Genomic DNA, 20,561 nt, shown 5'->3' on the forward strand with positions numbered 1-20,561 from the left:
TTCTTTCAATGAAAGTGAAAAAAATAGTGTCGGGAACTGATCCTCAGAGTCATTGAGATAACTTATCATTTTATATATAAATATACCCAAGTAGCTTCAAGACATTCCCGCAGGGGCGTCTTGAGATAATACATTCAGGTATCCTTAAGCGTATGGACTGAATCTGTACGTTGTACTTCAGGTGAATGAGCATAGCCGATGCAGCTGAAAGCCAGCAATACTGCAAAATATTTTATCAATGATGAGTTTTACCACGTTGCGATTGATGGTGAGAAACTTATTGTGCGTTCAACCGTTGCAGAGGAAAGAATTCCATTCGCTATATGGGATGGTTCAATTCGGGTACGCCGGGGGATTTTATGGGGAGAACTTGAGTTCTTTGCTCACATTCATGATGGACAGCGTTACAGTTGGCTGATTCGGGGATTACCCTGGCCGCAGTGCCGGACATTTGCAGAAAAGGCTATTGCTGCCTATCGTCAGTGGCATCAACTTCAATGTGTTAAGCTCTCAACGTATTTACCATCCTGGCAGCAGGCTTTAATCCGTTTACAGAACGAATCCGCTTTTCTGCCACATTCAGAAGTCAGGGAATGGCACCAGCAGGTCAGCCGGGATCTGACTGAACTGGGGATGACACTGGACGAGATTGAACAACGTGTGCCCGGAGTCATCGCAGATACAGCTGCATGGTATCATCAACCCTCGCTGATGTTGTCACAGCGTAATGAGACCTGGATTACGTCTGAACGCGAGCGCTGGACTACACTGTTCAATACTCTGGAATCCTCTCCTCTGAATGTATCACAGCAGTCTGCTGTGTTATTGAATGATAATTACAATCTGGTATTAGCCGGAGCCGGTTCAGGAAAAACCAGTGTACTTTCTGCCCGGGTTGCTTATTTGATCGAAAGTGGTCTGTCTGAGGCCGGACAGATTCTGCTCCTTTCTTTCGGTAAAGATGCTGCGCTCGAAATGGAGCAACGGCTCAGAGAACGGGTTGGTCCGGCGGCTGATCAGGTGACGGTAAGTACTTTTCATCAGCTCGGACTAAGAATTATCCATGAAGTCGAAGGGCAGGATGTTCAGCTTTCTCCGATTGTCAGTGAAACAAAGCAAAAAGAAGCCTGGATGACCGATTGGCTGAAAAAGCACTGGATGACACCGACAAACTTTAAACGCTGGCAAAAGCACTTAAACCAATGGCCGATTGCCTATATCAAAGGTGATGAAGAGTTGGGTAGTCATGTGGAAAATCCCAAACTGATTTCCTGGCTGACCCGGCAGGTAGAACAGTTGTCGCTGCTGAGTTTAAGTAAAAAAGAGATTCAGCAAAAAATTGTCGAGCGGGAAGATTATCCTCGTCTGAATAGTGAGCTTGCTTTGTGCTGGCCATGTTATCAGGCCTGGAATGAGATGCTGAAAGAGCAGGGACAGTTGGATTTCAATCTGATGATCAGTCAGGCGACCACTTATGTCAGAAAGAAAAAATATCAGTCTCGCTGGGCTTTCGTTATGGTGGACGAGTATCAGGATATTTCTCCACCACGTCTGGCATTGCTGGAAGCGCTCTGTAAGCAGCATGAGCCGCGAGGCAATCTTTTTGCCGTCGGTGATGACTGGCAATCAATCTATCAGTTTGCCGGTTCGGACGTGGATCTGACTACCGGCTTTCAGCAGCGTTTTCCTGAGTCGACGGTGACACATCTCGATACTACATACCGATTTAACAATCGTCTGGGAGAAGTTGCCAATACGTTTGTGCAAGTGAATCCACAACAGATACCGAAGTCACTCAATAGTCTCAAGGTACAGAAAAGTAATGCTGTGGCTTTACTTCCTCAGTCACGACTCGAAAAGATTATTGAGCAGTTAAACCGTAAGAATGCCGCAAAAGATCAAGTCAAATCACTCTTAATTCTCGGAAGAAATCACTATCATAAACCTGAGTTACTGGAAGCATGGCAGAAACAGTACCGTCAGCTTGATATCCGGTTTATGACGTGTCATGCCAGCAAAGGTAAAGAAGCCGATTTTGTGATTATTGTTCATGTGGATGAAGGGCAGTTTCCGGCCAAAACGAAAACTGTCCATTTAGATGATGTATTGACACTATCGGATGAAACTTTCCCCCACGCAGAAGAACGCCGCCTGTTTTACGTTGCGATGACCCGGGCAAGAGAAAAAGTGTGGGTTGCCTACAATGCTGGCGGTGGCTCAAGCTTTGTCAAAGAACTTCTGGAAGGGCCGTACTCCGTCTCTAAATTGTAAGGCTGCCAATTTTTATTCAAGTGTGAATTTATTACTCTTTTCGGGCATTAAGATAGGCCTGATAGTCGGGGATTTCGATATCGGTACTCTGGGCAATTAACGCTGACGAGAAGATGAAGTCGGCGCTGGCGCGATTCAGAGCCATCGGGATGTTCCAGACACTGGCAATACGCAGCAATGCTTTTACATCCGGATCATGCGGAACAGCATTGAGTGGATCCCAGAAAAAGACTAAAGCATCAATTTTACACTCGGAAATTAAAGCGCCAATCTGTTGATCTCCTCCCATCGGACCGCTAATCATCGGGATAATCTCAAGGCCGGTTTCTTTACTTAAAAGGTGTCCGGTTGTTCCGGTTGCGTAGAGAATGTGGTTTGCCAGTTTCTCCCGGTTTTGTTTTGTCCAGGAAAGCAGGTCATCTTTACGGTGATCGTGGGCCACCAGCGCGATATGTTTTTTTTCCGGCAATGTGCGTTGAATCGTCTGCATTGATTGTGCTCCTGGATAAGAATAAATGATGTGGATTAATAATCCTTGAACCGGATGACTTTGGGTGAAACTACACCTTGAAGTCATCCGCGCATCCCATTTTATATACGAAATAATCTATACAAATCAATTGTATTTATTGAGAAGTGAGTTTAAAAGTTCTGAAGCCGGAGAAAAACAGAGTAAAACCAACGCATTGAAAAAGAGGAATTTTACCGGCGCTTTTTTTACTGTTTTTTCTTATGGAGAATCATTTCATACTGATGCGTGTTGGCCTGAGGTATCTCAGAAGGTCAATACCCCCTACTGTTTCCTTTTTAGAGAGTTCACTCCTGAACATTTAACCGTATTTCTGGTGAAATACGGTTTTTTTACATGGATATCGATAAAGTCGCAGATATCAATCCGTAAAACTGTAGCTTTCCGGAACAACAACAATTCCTTTCTCTGAAATATGGAATCGTTTTCGATCTTTTACCGGATCCACACCAATCTGAGTATGAGGTGGAATGTGTACATGTTTATCGATAATGCAGTTAACCAACTGACATCCTTCTCCCACTTCGACATCATCGAACAGAATACTATCGACGATTGTGGCACTGTCATTGATTCTGACATTTGAAGAAATGATCGAGTGCTGTACTGAACCTCCGGAGTTGATCACACCATTTGCAATCATGGAATTGATGAAAATCCCCTCGTTGCCAGTTGCTGATGAAACGGTTCGTGCCGGAGGGAACTGGGGTTCATAAGTTCGGATTCCCCAGTTTTTCTGGTAAATATTCATAGGTGGAATGGGCTCCAGCAAGTCCATATTGGCTTCATAGTACGAGTCGATTGTTCCCACATCCCGCCAGTAGCAGTCTTTGGCTACGCGTCCTTTGTCACCATAGAAATTATAGGCAAATACGGAATTGGTCTTGATCAGTTCAGGAATAACATCTTTGCCAAAGTCATGGCTTGAGTGCTCTCGTTCGGAATCATCAACCAGTGCTTCCTGAAGTACATCCATATTAAAGATATAGACGCCCATTGAGACGAGACTCCGCTCCGGATTTGCCGGCATTGATGGCGGATCCTGAGGCTTTTCAATAAAATCGGTGATTCTGAAATCAGAATCTGTGTGAAGGACTCCAAATTCACTGGCCTCGCTTCTGGGAACATCCATGCAGGCAATGGTTAATTTTGCCTGATTGGCAATATGCTCTTCCAGCATCGCCGCATAATCCATCTTATAAATATGATCGCCGGACAGAACAACAACATACTTCGCATCACTTCGCGAAAGAAGCCATAAGTTGTGGAAAATGGCGTCGGCAGTACCTTCATACCATTTGCCTCCCTTCCTCATCTGTGGGGGAACGGCAGTAATATATTCCCCTAATTCCGGGTTGAATATCGACCATCCGTCCCGAAGATGTTTCTGAAGAGAGTGAGATTTGTACTGAGTTAAAACCAGAATCCGTCTTAAACCGGAATGCAGGCAGTTGGTCAGGGTAAAATCGATAATTCGATATTTTCCACCGAAGGGGACAGCAGGTTTTGCCCGGTGGTCGGTGAGCGGAGAAAGACGAGAGCCGATTCCGCCAGCGAGCACAACCGTGAGTGTTTCTTGCATCTTTATTATCTCCCTATATATGTGCAATTCACTTCAAGTGTAGTGTGCAGTACAAGTTTTAAGCCAACACGCTAAGTGCTTATATGCTCAACGATTCACAATCAGATATTGTTTTGGCTGATACAGATTGGTGCGCTAATTATTTATAAATGATCCATTTTGGTGCGATATGTGAAAGGTGCTGTATCGCTTTTTCCGGTGAACTTTTTATACTTTCAGGCATAAGATGCGGATTTTCACATATCTTTCGGTCATTCATTCCAGAAAATAACCACAGAAATGGCATTCTACTTCAAGGTATAGAACAAACTACTCAGGTTATCGTTAAGTGAATCACTCTATTGCCGATAACAAACCGATAGAGAGGCGTAGATAGTATGAAAAAATTATTGATGATTCTGATTTTATTGTTGGGTATTGGCGGGGCTGGCGTCGGTTACTATCTGTTCTACATGAAACCGGCAGAAGATGCGACGAAGCAGGATTCTGAAAAAGGGAAGAATAAGCCAGTGTTGGCAGATCCTTCAGGTGGGACATCTCAGGGAGTTACTGCAGTTAAAGTTAATACCCACTTTTATGTGAATGAGCATAAGTTAGCAGTCAGGAATGCGCCTGATCCGGAATCTTTTCCTGTTCGGTACTTATATAAAGGTGACCCTGTCACCGTTTTGGAGCAAAAGCAGGGATGGGGAAGAATTTCTGGGTATTTTGTCTATCAGCAGGGTGATCCAGAGATTGCTGAATGGGTTGCAATGGACAGCCTGAGTGAACAGCTTCCTGTCATCTCTAAAGAAGAAAGAGAAGAGATTCTGATGAGTTATATTGATGAATCAGACGATTTGCTCACATACAAGGATAAATTTTTAAAAATTACCGGTCAGTTAATTGATGAAAAAATGTGTTCCCCGGAAGATTTTGATGAATTGAAAGGCTGGGTTCGTTCAATTCGTTATCAGGAACGTCATGTTTATTTTATTTATTGTGGTGGTATTAAATCGGTCGATAAGATTTATTTTGATGTTGATAGTGGTGAGATTTTTTATTAGTAAATAAAGTTATTAGTAAATAAAGTTTATTAGTAAATAAAATGTTAAATGCACAATTGATAATTATTATGATGTTTATGTGAAGGTATGATTAATATTTATGATGATAGATGAATTTGAATTCATCCTTATTTTTATTTATTTTCTCTTTCATTTTATTTATTTTCTTCCTGTCTAACCCATTGATTATGCTATCTATGCATAAAAAAGCACGAAAAATCCCCTCAAAAAACCTATTAAAAATCAATCATATATGTCTAAGTATTTTTGTTATTAAATAAAAACAATCAATTGTGTGACGCTCATCAACTTTAATGAATTTATTCCCACATTTATTTGAAAAGTAGAAACCTTATATTAGCTTAAATAATGAAGAAAATAATCTTATTTGATTTCAAAGGCTTTGGAACTGTTACATTATTTTAACATTCGTTGGTTGGTGTCCATTCCCCATTTGACACCTTTCATTATAAAACATATTGAATTTATTATTTTAGAATGGAGTCTTGAATGAAAAGAATCGCTTTGATTACCGGCTCAAAAGGCGGTATTGGTTCTGCTATTTCTAGTCAGCTCGTCGCGGAAGGATTCCGTGTAGTCGCAACATATTATACCGGGGCATATCAATGTGCTGTCGATTGGTTTAACGAAAAGGGATTTACTGAAGATCAGGTTCGTTTACTTGAACTGGACGTGACTGATACTGAGCAGTGCGCAGAAAGATTAGGTTTACTCCTGGAAGAAGAAGGAAGTGTTGATGTTGTCATTAATAATGCCGGTATCACACGTGATGGCGTGTTCAAAAAAATGACCGCTAAAAACTGGAAAGATGTGATTGATACAAATCTGAACAGTGTATTTAACGTAACTCAGCCATTATTTGGCGCCATGTGCGAAAAAGGATATGGCCGGGTGATTAATGTTTCGTCAGTGAATGGCCTGAAAGGCCAGTTCGGACAGACCAACTATTCTGCTGCTAAAGCTGGCATGATTGGCTTCAGCAAAGCTTTAGCCGCTGAAGGTGCCCGCTTTGGTGTGACAGTGAATGTGATTGCCCCTGGATACACAGCCACCCCAATGGTGGAAGAGATGAAACCTGAAGTCCTCGAATCCATCGTAGGACAAGTTCCTATGAAACGCCTTGCCAAACCCGAAGAGATAGCCCAGACAGTCAGCTTCTTAGTGAGCGATGGCGCCGCCTATATTACTGGTGCCACACTATCTGTTAACGGCGGACTATACATGAGCTAATCGGGGTATCAATGATGGAAAAAGTATTTATTGTTGCGGCAAAGCGGACGCCTGTCGGCTCATTTGGTGGCAGTCTGAAAGGTGTTGACGCTGGTCATCTGGGTGCAAAAGCAATTCAGGGAGTGTTAACAGCAGCTTCCCTTTCTCCCAAAAACGTTGATGAAGTGATTGTCGGTAATGTGGTTGGTGCCGGTCAGGGTATGAGTGTTGGCCGTCAGGCTTCTATTTTCGCCGGGATTCCCGAAACGACTCCGGCATACAGCATTAACATGGTTTGTGGCAGCGGTATGAAAGCTGTGATGGAAGGCGTCAGCCATATCCGTAGCGGTGATGCACGGGTTGTTGTCGCTGCCGGTGTTGAAGTTATGTCTCAAATTCCGTTTGCTTTGCCGGGCGGTGTTCGCGACGGCAATAAAATGGGCGATATGACTCTGGTTGATTTGCTGGTTCACGATGGACTAACCGATGTATTTAATCAGTACCACATGGGATGTACCGCAGAAAATATAGCCAAAGAATACGATATCTCTCGGGAGGAGCAAGACCAGTTTTCTCTTGCCAGTCAACAAAAAGCAGTTGCAGCGATTGAAGCCGGAAAATTTGTTGATGAAATCATCCCCGTTGATGTGAAAGTCAAACGAGACACGGTTGTATTTGATACGGATGAGCATCCTAAGGCCACTACTTCACTTGAACTCTTATCCCGCTTACGTCCGGCATTTGTCAAAGACGGAACGGTGACTGCCGGTAATGCATCCGGCCTGAATGACGGTGCAAGTGCAATTATTGTTGCGTCTGAAAGTGCCGTGAAAGAGTACGGTTTAACTCCGATTGTTGAAATCGTCAGTTATGCACAGGCTGGTGTTGATCCGAAAGTTATGGGGTTAGGTCCGGTTCCCGCAGTGACAAAAGCATTGAAACGGGCGGAGAAAAAATTAGATGAAATGGATCTGCTGGAATTGAATGAAGCATTCGCAGCTCAGGCATTAGGTGTTGTGAAAGGTTTATCGAGAGAGCATGCAGTTCCTGAAGAAGCAATTCTTCAAAAAGCGAATGTAAACGGTGGAGCGATCGCGCTTGGTCATCCACTTGGTGCATCAGGAAACCGCATATTGGTTACGCTTATCCATGAATTGAAACGGAGAGGTGGAGAATATGGGGTGGCGTCACTATGTATTGGCGGAGGAATGGGAACCGCCGTCATTGTGAAGGCCGTTGGCTAAATTAAAAGGAAGATTTTTGACCCACAATTGGAGATGAAGATATGTATACGGACTTCTTTAAATCATTTACTGATCAAACAGAAAAAACATTAGAACCATATTTCAAATTTAACAAATTGCTGACTAAAAACGTTGAAGTGTTAACTGAGCTTCAGTTGAACTCAATGAAAACGTACAGCGATATCGGACTTGCTCAGATGAAAGCAGCAAGTGATGTGAAAGACGTTGCGACACTGACGGCTTTCAACACTCAGCAGATGAGTACACTATCTAAGCTGTCACAACAAATGGTTGACGATAGCAATAAGCTTCAGGCAATTGCCAAAGAGTTTAAAGATGATGTTGAGAAACTAACTTCAGAAAACCTTTCAACAGTCACTCCTGCGTAACTCCGTGTCTTTTGGCCGCCTTTGCGGGCGGCTTTTTTCTGAACTAGGGAGTAGGTTATGATTCAACACTTCTTCTCGGACTACCTGATGAAACTTCAGGAAACCAATAGTAAATGGTGGACTGATTTTGAAACTCAGCAGGAGGTCTTTCGTTCGCCCTTGAATAAAGCGATGCAGGAAGTGAATTTTGAGGATACTGCAAAACTTTTTGAACGGGCTGCCCACCAACCGGCTGCACTACTCAATCTTCAGATGGAGTGGTGGCAGAATCAGTTGGAAATTTGGCAAAATATTGCCCTTGCCGGAAATAAGGAACAGCTGATTGAAGCTGAGCATGGAGATAAACGCTTTGCGGATGAGTCATGGAAGAATGACGCAATGTACAGCTTTATCATGCAGTCCTATTTATTATTTGGCAAAACATACCTTGAAACAATCGATGCAATTGAAGGCTTGGATGACAAAGTAAAAGATCGTTTGCGCTTTTTTTCCCGTCAGACGATCAATGCTATGTCGCCCAGCAATTTTATTGCAACAAACCCAGAGTTGTTGAAGCTGACACTCGAATCTAACGGAAAGAATCTGGTCGATGGAATGGAAGCACTCAAAGAGGATGTTGCCTCCAGTGCCGATATTTTAAAAGTACGTATGACCAATAATAACGCATTCCGGGTTGGTCAGAATGTCGCAACAACAGCGGGTAAAGTGGTCTTCAGAAATGAGTTGTTTGAACTGATTCAGTACACACCGCTGACTGAACAGGTTTACAGCACGCCATTACTAATTGTTCCACCATTTATCAACAAGTACTACATTCTCGATCTCCGGGAAAAGAACTCGATGGTTCGATGGTTACTGGAACAGGGCCACAGCGTCTTTATGATGTCCTGGCGAAATCCGGGGGCAGAACAGGCCGCAGTAGGTTATGAAGACTATGTACTTGATGGTGTCGTGAAAGCTGTTTCCGTACTGGAAGACATTACCGGGCAGGAACAAATTAATGCAGCCGGTTATTGTATCGGTGGTACTTTGCTGGCGACAACGATTGCTTATTATGCTGCGAAACGAATGAAAAAACGGATTAAATCCGCATCTTTCTTCACAACCTTGCTGGATTTCTCTCAGCCGGGCGAAGTTGGTGCTTATATTAATGATCCGGTGATTCGTGCCATTGAGATGCAAAACCTGGCTCGTGGTTATATGGATGGCCGTTCACTGAGTGTGACGTTCAGCTTACTACGGGAAAATAGCCTCTACTGGAATTATTATGTAGATAACTATTTGAAAGGTTCAAGTCCGGTCGATTTTGATCTGTTGTACTGGAATAGTGATAGTACCAACGTCACTGCCGCCTGCCACAACTTCTTACTCAGAGAACTTTATCTGGAGAACAAGCTGATTCAGGACAAAGGAGTGAAAGTTGGTGGCGTCTGGATTGATCTGAATAAAATTAAGATTCCGAGCTATTTTATTTCAACCAAAGATGATCATATTGCTTTGTGGCAGGGCACCTATAACGGAGCAATGAATACCGGCGGTAATAAGACGTTTGTGCTGGGTGAATCCGGTCATATTGCCGGTATTATCAATCATCCGGATAAAAAGAAATACGGTTACTGGCTGAATGATGCGCTGGACGAAAATGCCGATGAATGGCTGGCGAACGCCCACCGGAAAGAAGGTTCCTGGTGGACTCACTGGAATGAATGGCTGCTTGGTTTCTGTGCAAAAGAGAAAATTGAACCGTTGGCTTTCGGTAGTGATAACTATCCTGTACTGGACGAAGCTCCGGGAGAATATGTCCGACAAGTGCTGCCGGTTCCCCCCGCAGCAAATGATTCATCCGTAGATAATGACCTATCCGTAGATGTTGCAGAAGATCTTCAATCTGCAGAAGAATAGCCTATCGAAAAGATAGCTATACCTCTTGTGCCGCCCCCACCTTTAGGCGGCACTTTTTTATGTCCCCAAGCCTCAGCTTATCAATAACAATAAAATTTCTGTTATCCGGGATAATAACGTGGATAAAGAACAGTCCCCCATTTTGTTGAGAGCATGCTAGAATTGCATCATTTTATCAAATTAGTCCGTTTGTGATTGAGTAGTGCCGCTGGACTCCGGCAAGATGTAATATTCAGTGAAAGACATGCGGATGTCTGTGAAAGGTTTGTTTCAAATGGTTAACAACACAATCCAATGGTTTCCGGGGCATATGCATAAAGCTCGCAAGGAGATCGAGGAAGTTATTCCACAAATTGATGTCATTATCGAGGTTCTGGATGCCCGAATCCCGTTTAGCAGCGAGAATCCAATGATTGCTGAACTTCGGGGCGATAAACCTTGCGTTAAAGTTTTAAACAAACGGGATTTAGCTGATCCCGTAGTAACGGCTCTCTGGATTGAACATCTTGAACAGGAAAAGGGAGTAAAAGCTCTGGCCATTACGACCCAGCATCCTCAGGAAGTCAGTCAGATTATGGAGTTGTGCCGTAAACTGGCGCCGCATCGTGAAGAGATAGGAAAAAACATCCGAACGATGATCATGGGGATTCCGAATGTCGGTAAATCGACGATTATCAATACGCTGGCCGGGCGGAGTATTGCTCAGACAGGAAACCAGCCGGCAGTGACACGTCGTCAGCAACGGATCAATTTGCAGAACGGGATCGTTTTGTCGGACACGCCGGGGATTCTGTGGCCGAAGGTTGAGAATCCTCACTCTGGTTTTCGTCTTGCAGCGACGGGAGCAGTCAAAGATACGGCTATGGAATATGATGAAGTGGCTTTTTATACCGTTGAATATCTGGCTCAGGCATACCCGGAGTTACTGAAAGCCCGCTATCAGATTGAAGAAGATCCGCAATCGGATCTGGAGTGGATGGAAGCTATCGGACGTAAGCGCGGAGCCTTACGGGCCGGAGGTAGAATTGACTTGCACAAAGCTTCAGAAATTCTGCTGCATGAACTGCGGGCGGGAACGATCGGAGCAATTACACTGGAGCGGCCGGAAATGATTCACCAGGAACTGATCGATGCTGAGTTGGAAGCAACCAGAAAAGCTGAAGAAAAAGCTAAGAATAAAGAGGAACGCCGTAAACGCTATCTACGCAATAAACGTTAATCCGGTAAGGTTCAACTCTATGAAAAAATGACAGCGGAAGGCTGTCATTTCTCTTCTTCAGTTCAATTGGTTTACTAGTCTCAGGAGATCTGAGCCAGTTTCAACAGAATCTGTTCCAGTTCATCCCAGGGCATTAACTGCGAATCAATGACTTCCATTCGTGACTCAAATCCGTCCAGTGATATTTCATGAACGGAAACAACCCGGTGATTGACATTAAATGAAAAACACCCGCGTTCAGTATTCATCACCGCTTTGACTCGTTCTGCCGTGAGTTCGCTGAATAATGAGAACAAGGCGTCAAAAGGAAAACAGATTTCAGCTCCGAAAATCCAACCACAACTATAGTAACCATCTCCCTGATTCTCTTTTCTCAGATAAGCATCCCCAGGCGCTAACTGAAATGTCGGCTCATCACCACCATGATGATGGAATGAATGCCCGCTTTCATTGTGTGACTCTTCCCGCCGGGGCAGATCAAGAACTTCCGGAGGAATATCTCCGAACCGGGTCAGTTTATGGAAAATTTTGGCCGGTTGCTGGTCTGTAATCCAGTCATTGAACATATCAATATCGGTGACGTGACATTGGTCGACTTTGTTACCGATAACCACATCGGCGCAGGTCAGTTGATCATTAAAATTCTGATGCGTCGTATATTTACTGTTGCTGAGGTTGCGGGGATCAACCAGTGCAATGGTTGCTTTTAAATCAAGGTAAGGCTGGTATTGTTCCGAAGTCAGAATCGATACAATCTCACGAGGATGTCCCAGCCCGGTTGGCTCGATGAGCAGGCGATCCGGCTTTTGCCGCAACAAGGCTGTTATCCCGACAGACATCGGTACTCCGGCAGTACAGCACATACAGCCTCCGGGAACTTCTTTCACCAAAGCATTTTGTTGGGATAAGACTGTACCATCGATACCGATTTCCCCAAACTCGTTGACCAGCACCGCCCAGTTTTGATCGGCAGGTTTGTTTTTAAGCAGATTCAGAATCGCAGTTGTTTTTCCTGTGCCAAGAAATCCGGTAATGATATTTGCAGGAATACGTTGAGCCATGACTTCAACTCCAAATTTGAAAGAGCTTTCAGTATACAGAGATTGCTTCGGCGGATAAAATGTATCGGCGGATCAAATGTAAAAGGCGCACTTACGAAAGCGCGCCTTAATTTCCCGCGACTCATATCGTGAGCTTGCGATCTGGTTTGAAACTAACCAGCTAATGGCGGGAATGGTCTTAGGATTGTTATTCCTTCATCCAAATTGTATGTAAGGCTGAATCTTTCCTCCGGTTGAGATCATTTCACTTGCCTCACACTTTGATTATGGATCGATATGCCTGTATTTCAAGTGTGATGTGCATTTGTTGTACAGTTTTTTTATGTGGTTCACAGATTTGTTTTCTGCATATAATGGCGTATATCATCAGGTGACTTCAAAGAGCGTATTTTAAGATTGGAACAGCATCTGGGTGATTATTGGTTGATTGTAAGAATGTAAATATGAAATTCAACATTGCAATATTGCAGCTATAGAAGATGATAAGGATGCGTATAATTCACGCTCGTTGACACTGATATTTTTGTTTGTGAGGCCCAATTTCAATGACATCTAAAGAGAGATTCAAACCTTCCCTTTTAGCAAAAGTTCCTAAAGATGCAATTAATCAGTTTCTCTCAAAAGATAAGACTCCGGTCTCTGTTCTGTTTCTTTCCATTCTGGTCGGAATTCTGTCCGGCCTGGTTGGTACTTATTTTGAACTGGGGATCCATTTCGTATCTGAAACCCGGACCGACTGGCTCATCAGCGAAATAGGTAACATGCTACCGCTATGGTTAGCTGCTTTTCTCATTAGTGCGAGTCTGGCTTTCATTGGCTACTTTCTGGTTCACCGTTTCGCCCCGGAAGCTGCCGGTTCAGGAATTCCTGAAATCGAAGGTGCAATGGATGGCATGCGGCGCGTTCGCTGGTGGCGGGTGCTGCCGGTGAAGTTTTTCGGTGGGTTAGGCGCTTTGGGATCCGGAATGGTTCTGGGGCGGGAAGGGCCAACCGTACAAATGGGCGGAGCTATCGGGCGAATGATCTCAAGTGTGTTCCGGGTTAAAGATGATGATGCCCGGCACTCTTTGCTGGCTGCCGGTGCTGCCGGTGGATTGTCAGCTGCATTTAATGCACCGCTTGCCGGGATTATGTTTGTCGTTGAAGAGATGCGGCCACAGTTTCGTTATACTCTGATTTCGATTAAAGCTGTAATTATCTCATCAGTGTTTGCCAATATTGTCTTCCGGATGATCAACGGCCAGTCAGCCGTGATTACCATGCCTCAGTATCAGGCTCCGGAAATCGAGTCATTGTGGCTATTTTTACTGCTGGGCATTCTGTTTGGTATTTTTGGGGTATTTTTCAACCGGTTAGTCACCTTTTTTCAGGATATCTTTGTCAAAATTCATCGTAATGATCGAAAACGCTACCTGTTAGTTGGTTCGTTTCTCGGCGGCTGTTTTGGAATACTGTTGCTGTATCTTCCTGATTTGACTGGCGGAGGTATCTCACTTATTCCGGTGATTACCAATGGCGGTTACACGGCTAGTCTGCTGATTATGCTGTTTCTGGGGCGAATTTTAACCACGATGCTCTGCTTTGGTTCTGGTGCTCCCGGTGGTATTTTTGCACCGATGCTGGCTTTAGGGACTCTGTTTGGTTATGCGTTCGGTGTGATTTCACACAGCTTTCTGCCTGAACTGGCATTTGATCCGGGGATGTTTGCGATTGCTGGTATGGGAGCACTGTTTGCTGCAACGGTCAGGGCACCGATAACCGGCATTTTACTGGTGATTGAAATGACCAATAACTACTATCTGATTTTACCGTTGATCATTACAGTACTTGGGGCAGTTATTTTTGCTCAGTTGTTGGGTGGTGAGCCATTATACAGCCAGTTACTACACCGGACGCTGAAAAACGAAAAACTGCGTCAGCAGGATTTACCACCACAGGAACAACCCGCGGTTTAATTGATTTGCAAACAACATAAAAAGGACTGGCTGGCCAGTCCTTTTTTAGTCTTATTCCGTACAGATTTACTTAATGGATGGAATGTATCCATAACTCAGAACCAGTTCCCGAACCCGGTCAGACTGAAGGTATCTGACAAAATCTTTGGTTTCCGGACTCGCTTTATCAGAATAATGGACGACCAGAAATGGCCGGGAAAGCTGATATGAACCGTCAGAAATTGTTTCACTGGAAGCCATTACGCCTTCGAAGGGAACGGCTTTAATCGATTGATCGACGGAGCCTGTAGAAATAAAACCAATCGCACGCGTATTATGGTTGACCAGCGTTTTGACCATGCTGTTACTGTTGACGACCAGATTACTGGCATTGATGTCGGAAACCAGACGATTATTGACGACTCTGGTTAATCCTAACAGGCTTTCAAAACTGAATCGGGTTCCCGAAGATGCTTCTCGTGTGACAACGGCAATTCTCTGATCATTTCCACCAAGTTCTTTCCAGTTGGTAATCTGACCTTTATAGATTTTGTATAGTTGTTCTCTGGTCAGGTTTTTCACCGGATTGGCCAGATTTACCACAATTGCCAGTCCATCGTACGCCAGAAGTTGGATATGCAGATTCTCTTCCAGTTCTCCTTCAGTCAGATAACGGGAACTCATTGCAATATCAGCAACACCTTTTTTTAGTAAGGTTATTCCTGCGGTTGAGCCCACACCCTGAACGGCAACATAGCTTTTCGGATGTGTCTTATTATAGTCTTCCGCCAGAATATCCATAATTCGCGCAACCGATGTTGACCCTGACACATTGATTTCTTTGGCAGCAACCTGTGAAGACATTACCAATGTACTGAGAAATAGGCCGATAACAACCCGCAACATAATCCACTCCAAGTCATATAAGAAAGCTCAGATATTATGAGATTTTGATGACACTTTTGTGACTGCTCTATAGAAAGAGAAGAAAGACAAATCTCCTTTGTCAAGATAATGGTTATTCGTATTTGTGTATCGTCCTAAAAGAGGGAATGGTTTATACTCAATACATTGCGAGATCAATGCAACAGAATAAAAACTATGGGATGGTTGCTTATCTCAGTTTATTCAGAGGCTTATTGAGGTATAGATGACGGTCGTTAACCTATTACAACGTCAGATCGAACACCGGGCAGAACTTTTGTGTCAAAACCGCAACCAAGGGTTGCCGGTTGGCATCGGTAAGTCATGCTTTGAGCCGATTATCAATGGTGTAACATTTCTTAAGCACCATTATAAGCTTGACTCCAGCCATTTTGACTACTCGACACCAGTTGCAAAGATCCAATGGGATCAGGAATCGAGATTGTGGACGCTCTACGTCCCGGATGGTAAGAATGCATGGATACCTTATCCTTTTCTAGGAAAGAGTGAGGATTTGACGGCATTAACCCGTGAAGTTGAAAAAGACCCCAAATCATTGTTCTGGTCTTAGTTCGTCGGTTTTTTGAATGTGCCAGTAAGTGGCTGTGTTCGGAAAAAAGGGTATTCATCTGAATACCCTTTTTTATATGCGAGGTAATTGATTCACGCAGCTATCTCAGATAAAACCACCACAGCATAGGCTTATAACGGTGGTGGTCGAATTCTGGATTTATGCTGTTTTTTGTGTATCGACCTGAGTCAATTCAGCAAAAACTTCAGTCGGCTTTGCAATAATGTTCCGGTTTTCCTGATTGACTTCATTAAGTGTTACTTCAAGCGTGTCGCCCAGTTTGTACACCAGTGCTTTATCAATGTAAATGTAGCCATGATCAGCGTGGCATTCGATCCGTTCTTTATTATCCATAATTAATGGTGCCGGAATAAATGCAGACGCGCCGTTTTCAAGTAATCTGACCCGCATTCCTGCACGGTTAATATCAAATATTTCAGCATGATAGCGAGTCTGCTTCTGAGGCTCATCGGCCAGAGTGCGAGCATAAAGCCAGTCACTGACACTTCTTTCTGCAATCTTATGATGTTTTCGATGGACTGCCAGCTCTTCACCCACCAATTCATCCGGTAATTGTACAGGTGGTTTACCCATAATATAGGATTTGAGTAAGCGGTGATTGATCATATCACCATACTTACGAATCGGTGAAGTCCATGTTGCGTAGACATCCAGACCCATAGCAAAGTGCGGGGCTGGCTGATTACTGATTTCACTATAGCTCTGGAATTTGCGGATACGGTTATCCAGATAGCTGGTATCCTGAGTTGAGAGCCAGCGACGTAGTGCAGCAAAACCTTCCAGTGTTTTCACGGTTTCTGCATCATGATCATTCATTCCATGTTCGGCAATGAGTGAAATCACGTCGGCAATCCGTTCAGATTTGAAACCGTCATGGACATTAAATACTCCGGTGCCAAACTGTTGCTGAAGCACTTTACCGGCACAGACATTTGCTGTCACCATGGCTTCTTCGACCAGACGGTTGGCGCTCCGGCGCGTATCGGCATGAATCGCAATTACGTCGTTGTCTTCACTCAGTTCGAAGCGATAATCTGGTCTGTCCGGGAAGACGACTGCATGAGTTTCCCGCCATGAAATCCGGGCTAGGGAGAAGTCATAAAGATCCCGAACTACCTGAGCAATCGTGTCTGAAGGTGTCCAGTTTGCTGATTCACCCTGTTCGAGCCAGTCTGATACATGATCGTAAACCAGACGTGCATGAGATTTTATTTGTGCAGAGAAAAAACGGATATCATCCTGAAGGGTTCCGTCCTGAGCGACAGTTACCGTACAGCAGAGTGCGGGACGAATCTCATCTTCCCGCAGTGAGCACAGGTTGTCGGCCAGATCTCTGGGGAGCATTGGAATATTACGGCCTGGCAGATATATGGTAAAGCCACGTTCGCGGGCAACCTTATCCATCTGATCATCCGGCGTAATATAAGCTGTCGGGTCAGCAATAGCGATGGTCAGTTCGAAATCACCGGATTCAGTCCGTCTGGCGAACAGCGCGTCATCCATATCCTGAGTGGACTCACCGTCAATGGTTACAAACGGAACATCGGTTAAATCAACCCGTTCCAGTGCAGGATCATCTTTCTGTTCCCAGTTTTCGATTCCTGCCGGTTCCTGATTCGGTAAATCGTTTTCTGCCAGAGTAACCCACCAAGGTGCGATTTTATCATCAGCATCAGTAATTTTATGCGTTATTTCAACAAAAAAGCTGTTATCACCTTTTAATGGATGACGGGTAAGCTGGGCAACGACCCAATCGTTTTCTGCAATGGTATTTGGATCCAGCCCCTTTCTGACTTTTGCTTTCAGTGGCTGTTTTTTCAATTGCGGATGGTCCGGTGCTACATTCAGCTTACCTTTATGCAGCTTAACACGACCGATAAAACGAGAAAGGGCTGGTTCGAGCAGTTCTTGTGGCTCTGCAACTTCACGCTCGTTTTCGGTGCGAATGATGGCAACCACTTTATCGCCGTGCATTGATTTTTTCATGTATGGCGGCGGGATAAAGACACTGTTTTTACTGTCGATTTCTAAAAAGCCGAAACCTTTATCAGTCGCTTTAATCGTCCCTTCTTTCTTAGGCAGATTCTCCTGAATCTGTTGTTTTAGCTGGGCAAGTAATGGGTTGTCTTGAAACATCAGATACTATTTTAACCTTTCATTTAAGCTCTGGAGAGACCGACTCTCCTCGATTCTGGCCAAGATTTTCTTCCGCTAAACGGTGTCGAATATCGGCGAAATTTCCATAAATATAGTAATACGCCACATGGTACTAGGTAATTAGGGGAAAGTATATGATTCCATAGTCGTGTTGACCTGTAGCAACAGGGGATAAACGTTGGGATCATCCGGACGTAAATGTATGGAAATATCACATGCTCGCTGAACAGAGGCAGCTTTATGCAGTCAAAAGAGACCAACATGAACGAACATGCATATATTGAGAGGTGAATTCCATCTTTCTGTGGGGAAAACTGGAGATAAAATTTCAGAGAGCTATTATTCAGTAAGCATTGTAAATGCATTGATTGGCGGATAAAAAGAGTGACTTTTGTCAGCATCGAGAAAAATATGTGATGAATTTCAATTTTTTCTGGCTTTTTTTATGCTTTTAGGGAATAATCCGCCTCCTTTGTTATGTCCCTGGTCGCTTTAAAGCGGACTTAAGTCAATACCGCACGGAAAGGAATCTATCCTTGACTGGATTAGAAATGGTAAAGCGCATGGGGCCTTGTTATTCATCTAAATTAGTGGAAACCCCATGCAAGAAAATGTAATTCAATTCAATGAATTAGCTCTTAGAGACGAAATCCTTACTGCCCTGAACAACATGGGTTTTGTCTCTCCTACACCCATTCAGGCTGCTGCTATCCCATTTTTGCTGGAAGGTCGTGATGCTTTAGGTAAAGCACAGACTGGTACAGGAAAAACTGCTGCTTTTTCTCTGCCTTTGCTTAACAAACTGATTATGGATCAGCGTAAGCCTCAGGCTATCGTGATGGCACCGACCCGTGAACTGGCAATTCAGGTTGCAGCAGAAATTAAAAATCTGGGTCAGCAGATCGCTGGCCTGAAAGTTTTAGAAATTTATGGCGGTGCGTCAATCGTTGATCAGATGCGCGCTCTGAGATCCGGTGCTCATATCGTTGTGGGTACTCCTGGACGGGTAAAAGATTTGATTACCCGTGATCGTCTTCACCTGGACGAGTGCCATACATTTATTCTCGATGAAGCTGATGAAATGCTGAAAATGGGCTTCGTCGATGATGTAACCTGGATTATGGAACAGGCACCGGAAAGTGCTCAGCGTGTCCTGTTCTCGGCAACGATGCCGCCAATGGTGAAAACTATTGTTGACCGCTTCCTGCGTGATCCTGCCCGGGTTGACGTCGCCGGTGCAAACCAGACTGTTGCTAAAGTTGAGCAACAATTCTGGGTCGTAAAAGGCGTAGAAAAAGATGAAGCTATGGTGCGTATGCTTGAAACAGAGGAAACCGATGCTTCGATTGTTTTCGTTCGTACCCGTCAGGATACCGAACGTCTGGCTGACTGGCTTTCTTCCCGTGGATTTCGAGCAACTGCGTTGCATGGTGATATTCCTCAGTCTTTACGGGAAAGAACAGTTGAGCACATCAAAAAAGGTGTGACTGACATTCTGGTTGCAACTGACGTTGTGGCTCGTGGACTGGATGTGCCGCGTATCACTCACGTGTTCAACTATGACATTCCATTTGATGTTGAATCCTATATCCACCGCATTGGCCGTACCGGTCGTGCTGGGCGTCAGGGTAAAGCGATTCTGCTGGTTCGGACCAACCAGATTCGGATGCTGCGCACCATTGAGCGGGTAACTCGTTCTTCTATGGAAGAAATTCAGTTGCCACACCGTGATCAGGTTGCACAGGCTCGTCTGGTAAAACTGAGTCAGGAACTGGAAACTGAAAAAGAACACAAAGCACTGGAGAAATTTTCCGAGCTGGTTGAGCAACTCAGAGACTCTCTGGATATCGACACCACGACACTGGCTGCTATGTTACTGAAACGTCAGCAGGGTAAACGTCCACTGTTTTATATCGGCGAAGATCCAATGGTTGCTGAGATCGAACGCGAGAAACTGCGCCGTCGTGAACGCCGTGAAGGTGGTGGTAGCCGCCGTGGTTATGGTCAGGAAAATCAGGACTGGGATACTTACCAGTTGCAGGTTGGCCGTGAGCAGGGCGTACAGGTGAAAGATATTGTCGGTGCTTTGGCGAACGAGCTGGGCTTAGGCAAAAACTCGATTGGTGCAATTAAACTTGCACAGGGCCATACTTTTGTCCAACTGCCAAAAAGCATGTCTTCTGATGTTACCCGTAAGCTGCGTAAATTACGGATTCGCCAGAAAGATGTTGGTGCTGTTGTGTGTGATTTCAACGACTTCCGTGAATCTCGTGGTGGAAGTCGTCGTGATGGTGCTCGCCCAAACCGTGAAGGTGGTCGTGGAGAAGGTCGCGGTTCCCGTGAGAATGGTCGTCGTGAAGGCGAACGCCGCTTTGATCGTAACCGTGGAGGTGATCATCGTGGTTCTCACCGTGGTGAACGTGGTCACAGCAGACGCCGTGCAGACGCATAATTAATTTTTCGTTCTATCCGGACAGAAAG

At 44.5% G+C, this 20,561-nt stretch carries 15 protein-coding genes; 10 read left to right on the forward strand and 5 right to left on the reverse strand.

The window, feature by feature from the left end; genetic code table 11:
• The first annotated feature begins 198 nt into the window (after positions 1–198).
• A complete protein-coding gene (helD, locus tag OCU74_RS18410; protein WP_087480910.1) occupies positions 199–2,271 on the forward strand; it encodes a DNA helicase IV in 2,073 nt (690 codons plus the stop codon).
• A gap of 31 nt (positions 2,272–2,302) precedes the next feature.
• Here the strand turns inward: helD and OCU74_RS18415 are convergent, their stop codons facing one another.
• On the reverse strand, positions 2,303–2,761 hold the full coding sequence (locus OCU74_RS18415) for a methylglyoxal synthase (RefSeq protein ID WP_087480909.1): 459 nt from the start codon (positions 2,759–2,761) through the stop codon (positions 2,303–2,305).
• A 400-nt stretch (positions 2,762–3,161) separates the two neighbouring features.
• Positions 3,162–4,382: a glucose-1-phosphate adenylyltransferase gene (gene glgC, locus OCU74_RS18420; protein ID WP_087480908.1), complete on the reverse strand. Its 1,221-nt coding sequence runs from the start codon at positions 4,380–4,382 to the stop codon at positions 3,162–3,164.
• Positions 4,383–4,759: 377 nt separating this feature from the next.
• On the opposite strand from glgC, the gene OCU74_RS18425 reads away from it, so the two are divergent.
• The 6 genes from OCU74_RS18425 to ylqF all read left to right on the forward strand — a co-directional run bounded on the left by OCU74_RS18425 (position 4,760) and on the right by ylqF (position 11,412).
• The gene (locus OCU74_RS18425; protein WP_234993576.1) at positions 4,760–5,428 is read left to right on the forward strand and encodes an SH3 domain-containing protein; all 669 of its coding nucleotides are present in this window, start codon (positions 4,760–4,762) and stop codon (positions 5,426–5,428) included.
• Positions 5,429–5,938: 510 nt separating this feature from the next.
• The gene (locus OCU74_RS18430) at positions 5,939–6,679 is read left to right on the forward strand and encodes an SDR family oxidoreductase (protein ID WP_087480907.1); all 741 of its coding nucleotides are present in this window, start codon (positions 5,939–5,941) and stop codon (positions 6,677–6,679) included.
• Between the two features lie 14 nt (positions 6,680–6,693).
• The gene (locus tag OCU74_RS18435; RefSeq protein ID WP_087481178.1) at positions 6,694–7,902 is read left to right on the forward strand and encodes an acetyl-CoA C-acetyltransferase; all 1,209 of its coding nucleotides are present in this window, start codon (positions 6,694–6,696) and stop codon (positions 7,900–7,902) included.
• A 41-nt stretch (positions 7,903–7,943) separates the two neighbouring features.
• Positions 7,944–8,291, forward strand: coding sequence for a phasin family protein (locus OCU74_RS18440; RefSeq protein ID WP_087480906.1), 348 nt, complete (start codon positions 7,944–7,946; stop codon positions 8,289–8,291).
• A gap of 57 nt (positions 8,292–8,348) precedes the next feature.
• A complete protein-coding gene (gene phaC / locus OCU74_RS18445) occupies positions 8,349–10,193 on the forward strand; it encodes a class I poly(R)-hydroxyalkanoic acid synthase (protein ID WP_087480905.1) in 1,845 nt (614 codons plus the stop codon).
• Positions 10,194–10,467: 274 nt separating this feature from the next.
• The gene (gene ylqF / locus OCU74_RS18450) at positions 10,468–11,412 is read left to right on the forward strand and encodes a ribosome biogenesis GTPase YlqF (RefSeq protein ID WP_087481177.1); all 945 of its coding nucleotides are present in this window, start codon (positions 10,468–10,470) and stop codon (positions 11,410–11,412) included.
• A gap of 80 nt (positions 11,413–11,492) precedes the next feature.
• Here the strand turns inward: ylqF and OCU74_RS18455 are convergent, their stop codons facing one another.
• The gene (locus tag OCU74_RS18455; RefSeq protein ID WP_087480904.1) at positions 11,493–12,473 is read right to left on the reverse strand and encodes a CobW family GTP-binding protein; all 981 of its coding nucleotides are present in this window, start codon (positions 12,471–12,473) and stop codon (positions 11,493–11,495) included.
• Between the two features lie 545 nt (positions 12,474–13,018).
• Here OCU74_RS18455 and clcA point away from each other — a divergent pair.
• Positions 13,019–14,428, forward strand: coding sequence for a H(+)/Cl(-) exchange transporter ClcA (gene clcA / locus OCU74_RS18460; protein WP_087480903.1), 1,410 nt, complete (start codon positions 13,019–13,021; stop codon positions 14,426–14,428).
• A gap of 66 nt (positions 14,429–14,494) precedes the next feature.
• Here the strand turns inward: clcA and OCU74_RS18465 are convergent, their stop codons facing one another.
• On the reverse strand, positions 14,495–15,313 hold the full coding sequence (locus OCU74_RS18465) for a phosphate ABC transporter substrate-binding protein (RefSeq protein WP_087480902.1): 819 nt from the start codon (positions 15,311–15,313) through the stop codon (positions 14,495–14,497).
• 244 nt (positions 15,314–15,557) lie between these two features.
• Between OCU74_RS18465 and OCU74_RS18470 the strand changes: the two genes are divergently transcribed.
• Positions 15,558–15,902: a DUF3024 domain-containing protein gene (locus OCU74_RS18470; protein WP_087480901.1), complete on the forward strand. Its 345-nt coding sequence runs from the start codon at positions 15,558–15,560 to the stop codon at positions 15,900–15,902.
• A 159-nt stretch (positions 15,903–16,061) separates the two neighbouring features.
• Here OCU74_RS18470 and rnb read toward each other — a convergent pair whose 3' ends face one another.
• Positions 16,062–18,059: an exoribonuclease II gene (gene rnb / locus OCU74_RS18475; protein ID WP_087480900.1), complete on the reverse strand. Its 1,998-nt coding sequence runs from the start codon at positions 18,057–18,059 to the stop codon at positions 16,062–16,064.
• A gap of 622 nt (positions 18,060–18,681) precedes the next feature.
• Between rnb and OCU74_RS18480 the strand changes: the two genes are divergently transcribed.
• Positions 18,682–20,532, forward strand: coding sequence for a DEAD/DEAH box helicase (locus OCU74_RS18480; protein WP_087480899.1), 1,851 nt, complete (start codon positions 18,682–18,684; stop codon positions 20,530–20,532).
• Positions 20,533–20,561: the final 29 nt, after the last annotated feature.

The sequence above is a fragment of the Vibrio mangrovi genome (assembly GCF_024346955.1).
Taxonomy (GTDB): Bacteria; Pseudomonadota; Gammaproteobacteria; order Enterobacterales; family Vibrionaceae; genus Vibrio; species Vibrio mangrovi.

Coding starts and splice junctions, on each gene's coding strand:
- helD (WP_087480910.1), top strand. CDS start 199: ATGCAGCTGAAAGCCAGCAATACTGCAAAATATTTTATCAATGATGAG.
- OCU74_RS18415 (WP_087480909.1), bottom strand. CDS start 2,761: ATGCAGACGATTCAACGCACATTGCCGGAAAAAAAACATATCGCGCTG.
- glgC (WP_087480908.1), bottom strand. CDS start 4,382: ATGCAAGAAACACTCACGGTTGTGCTCGCTGGCGGAATCGGCTCTCGT.
- OCU74_RS18425 (WP_234993576.1), top strand. CDS start 4,760: ATGAAAAAATTATTGATGATTCTGATTTTATTGTTGGGTATTGGCGGG.
- OCU74_RS18430 (WP_087480907.1), top strand. CDS start 5,939: ATGAAAAGAATCGCTTTGATTACCGGCTCAAAAGGCGGTATTGGTTCT.
- OCU74_RS18435 (WP_087481178.1), top strand. CDS start 6,694: ATGGAAAAAGTATTTATTGTTGCGGCAAAGCGGACGCCTGTCGGCTCA.
- OCU74_RS18440 (WP_087480906.1), top strand. CDS start 7,944: ATGTATACGGACTTCTTTAAATCATTTACTGATCAAACAGAAAAAACA.
- phaC (WP_087480905.1), top strand. CDS start 8,349: ATGATTCAACACTTCTTCTCGGACTACCTGATGAAACTTCAGGAAACC.
- ylqF (WP_087481177.1), top strand. CDS start 10,468: ATGGTTAACAACACAATCCAATGGTTTCCGGGGCATATGCATAAAGCT.
- OCU74_RS18455 (WP_087480904.1), bottom strand. CDS start 12,473: ATGGCTCAACGTATTCCTGCAAATATCATTACCGGATTTCTTGGCACA.
- clcA (WP_087480903.1), top strand. CDS start 13,019: ATGACATCTAAAGAGAGATTCAAACCTTCCCTTTTAGCAAAAGTTCCT.
- OCU74_RS18465 (WP_087480902.1), bottom strand. CDS start 15,313: ATGTTGCGGGTTGTTATCGGCCTATTTCTCAGTACATTGGTAATGTCT.
- OCU74_RS18470 (WP_087480901.1), top strand. CDS start 15,558: ATGACGGTCGTTAACCTATTACAACGTCAGATCGAACACCGGGCAGAA.
- rnb (WP_087480900.1), bottom strand. CDS start 18,059: ATGTTTCAAGACAACCCATTACTTGCCCAGCTAAAACAACAGATTCAG.
- OCU74_RS18480 (WP_087480899.1), top strand. CDS start 18,682: ATGCAAGAAAATGTAATTCAATTCAATGAATTAGCTCTTAGAGACGAA.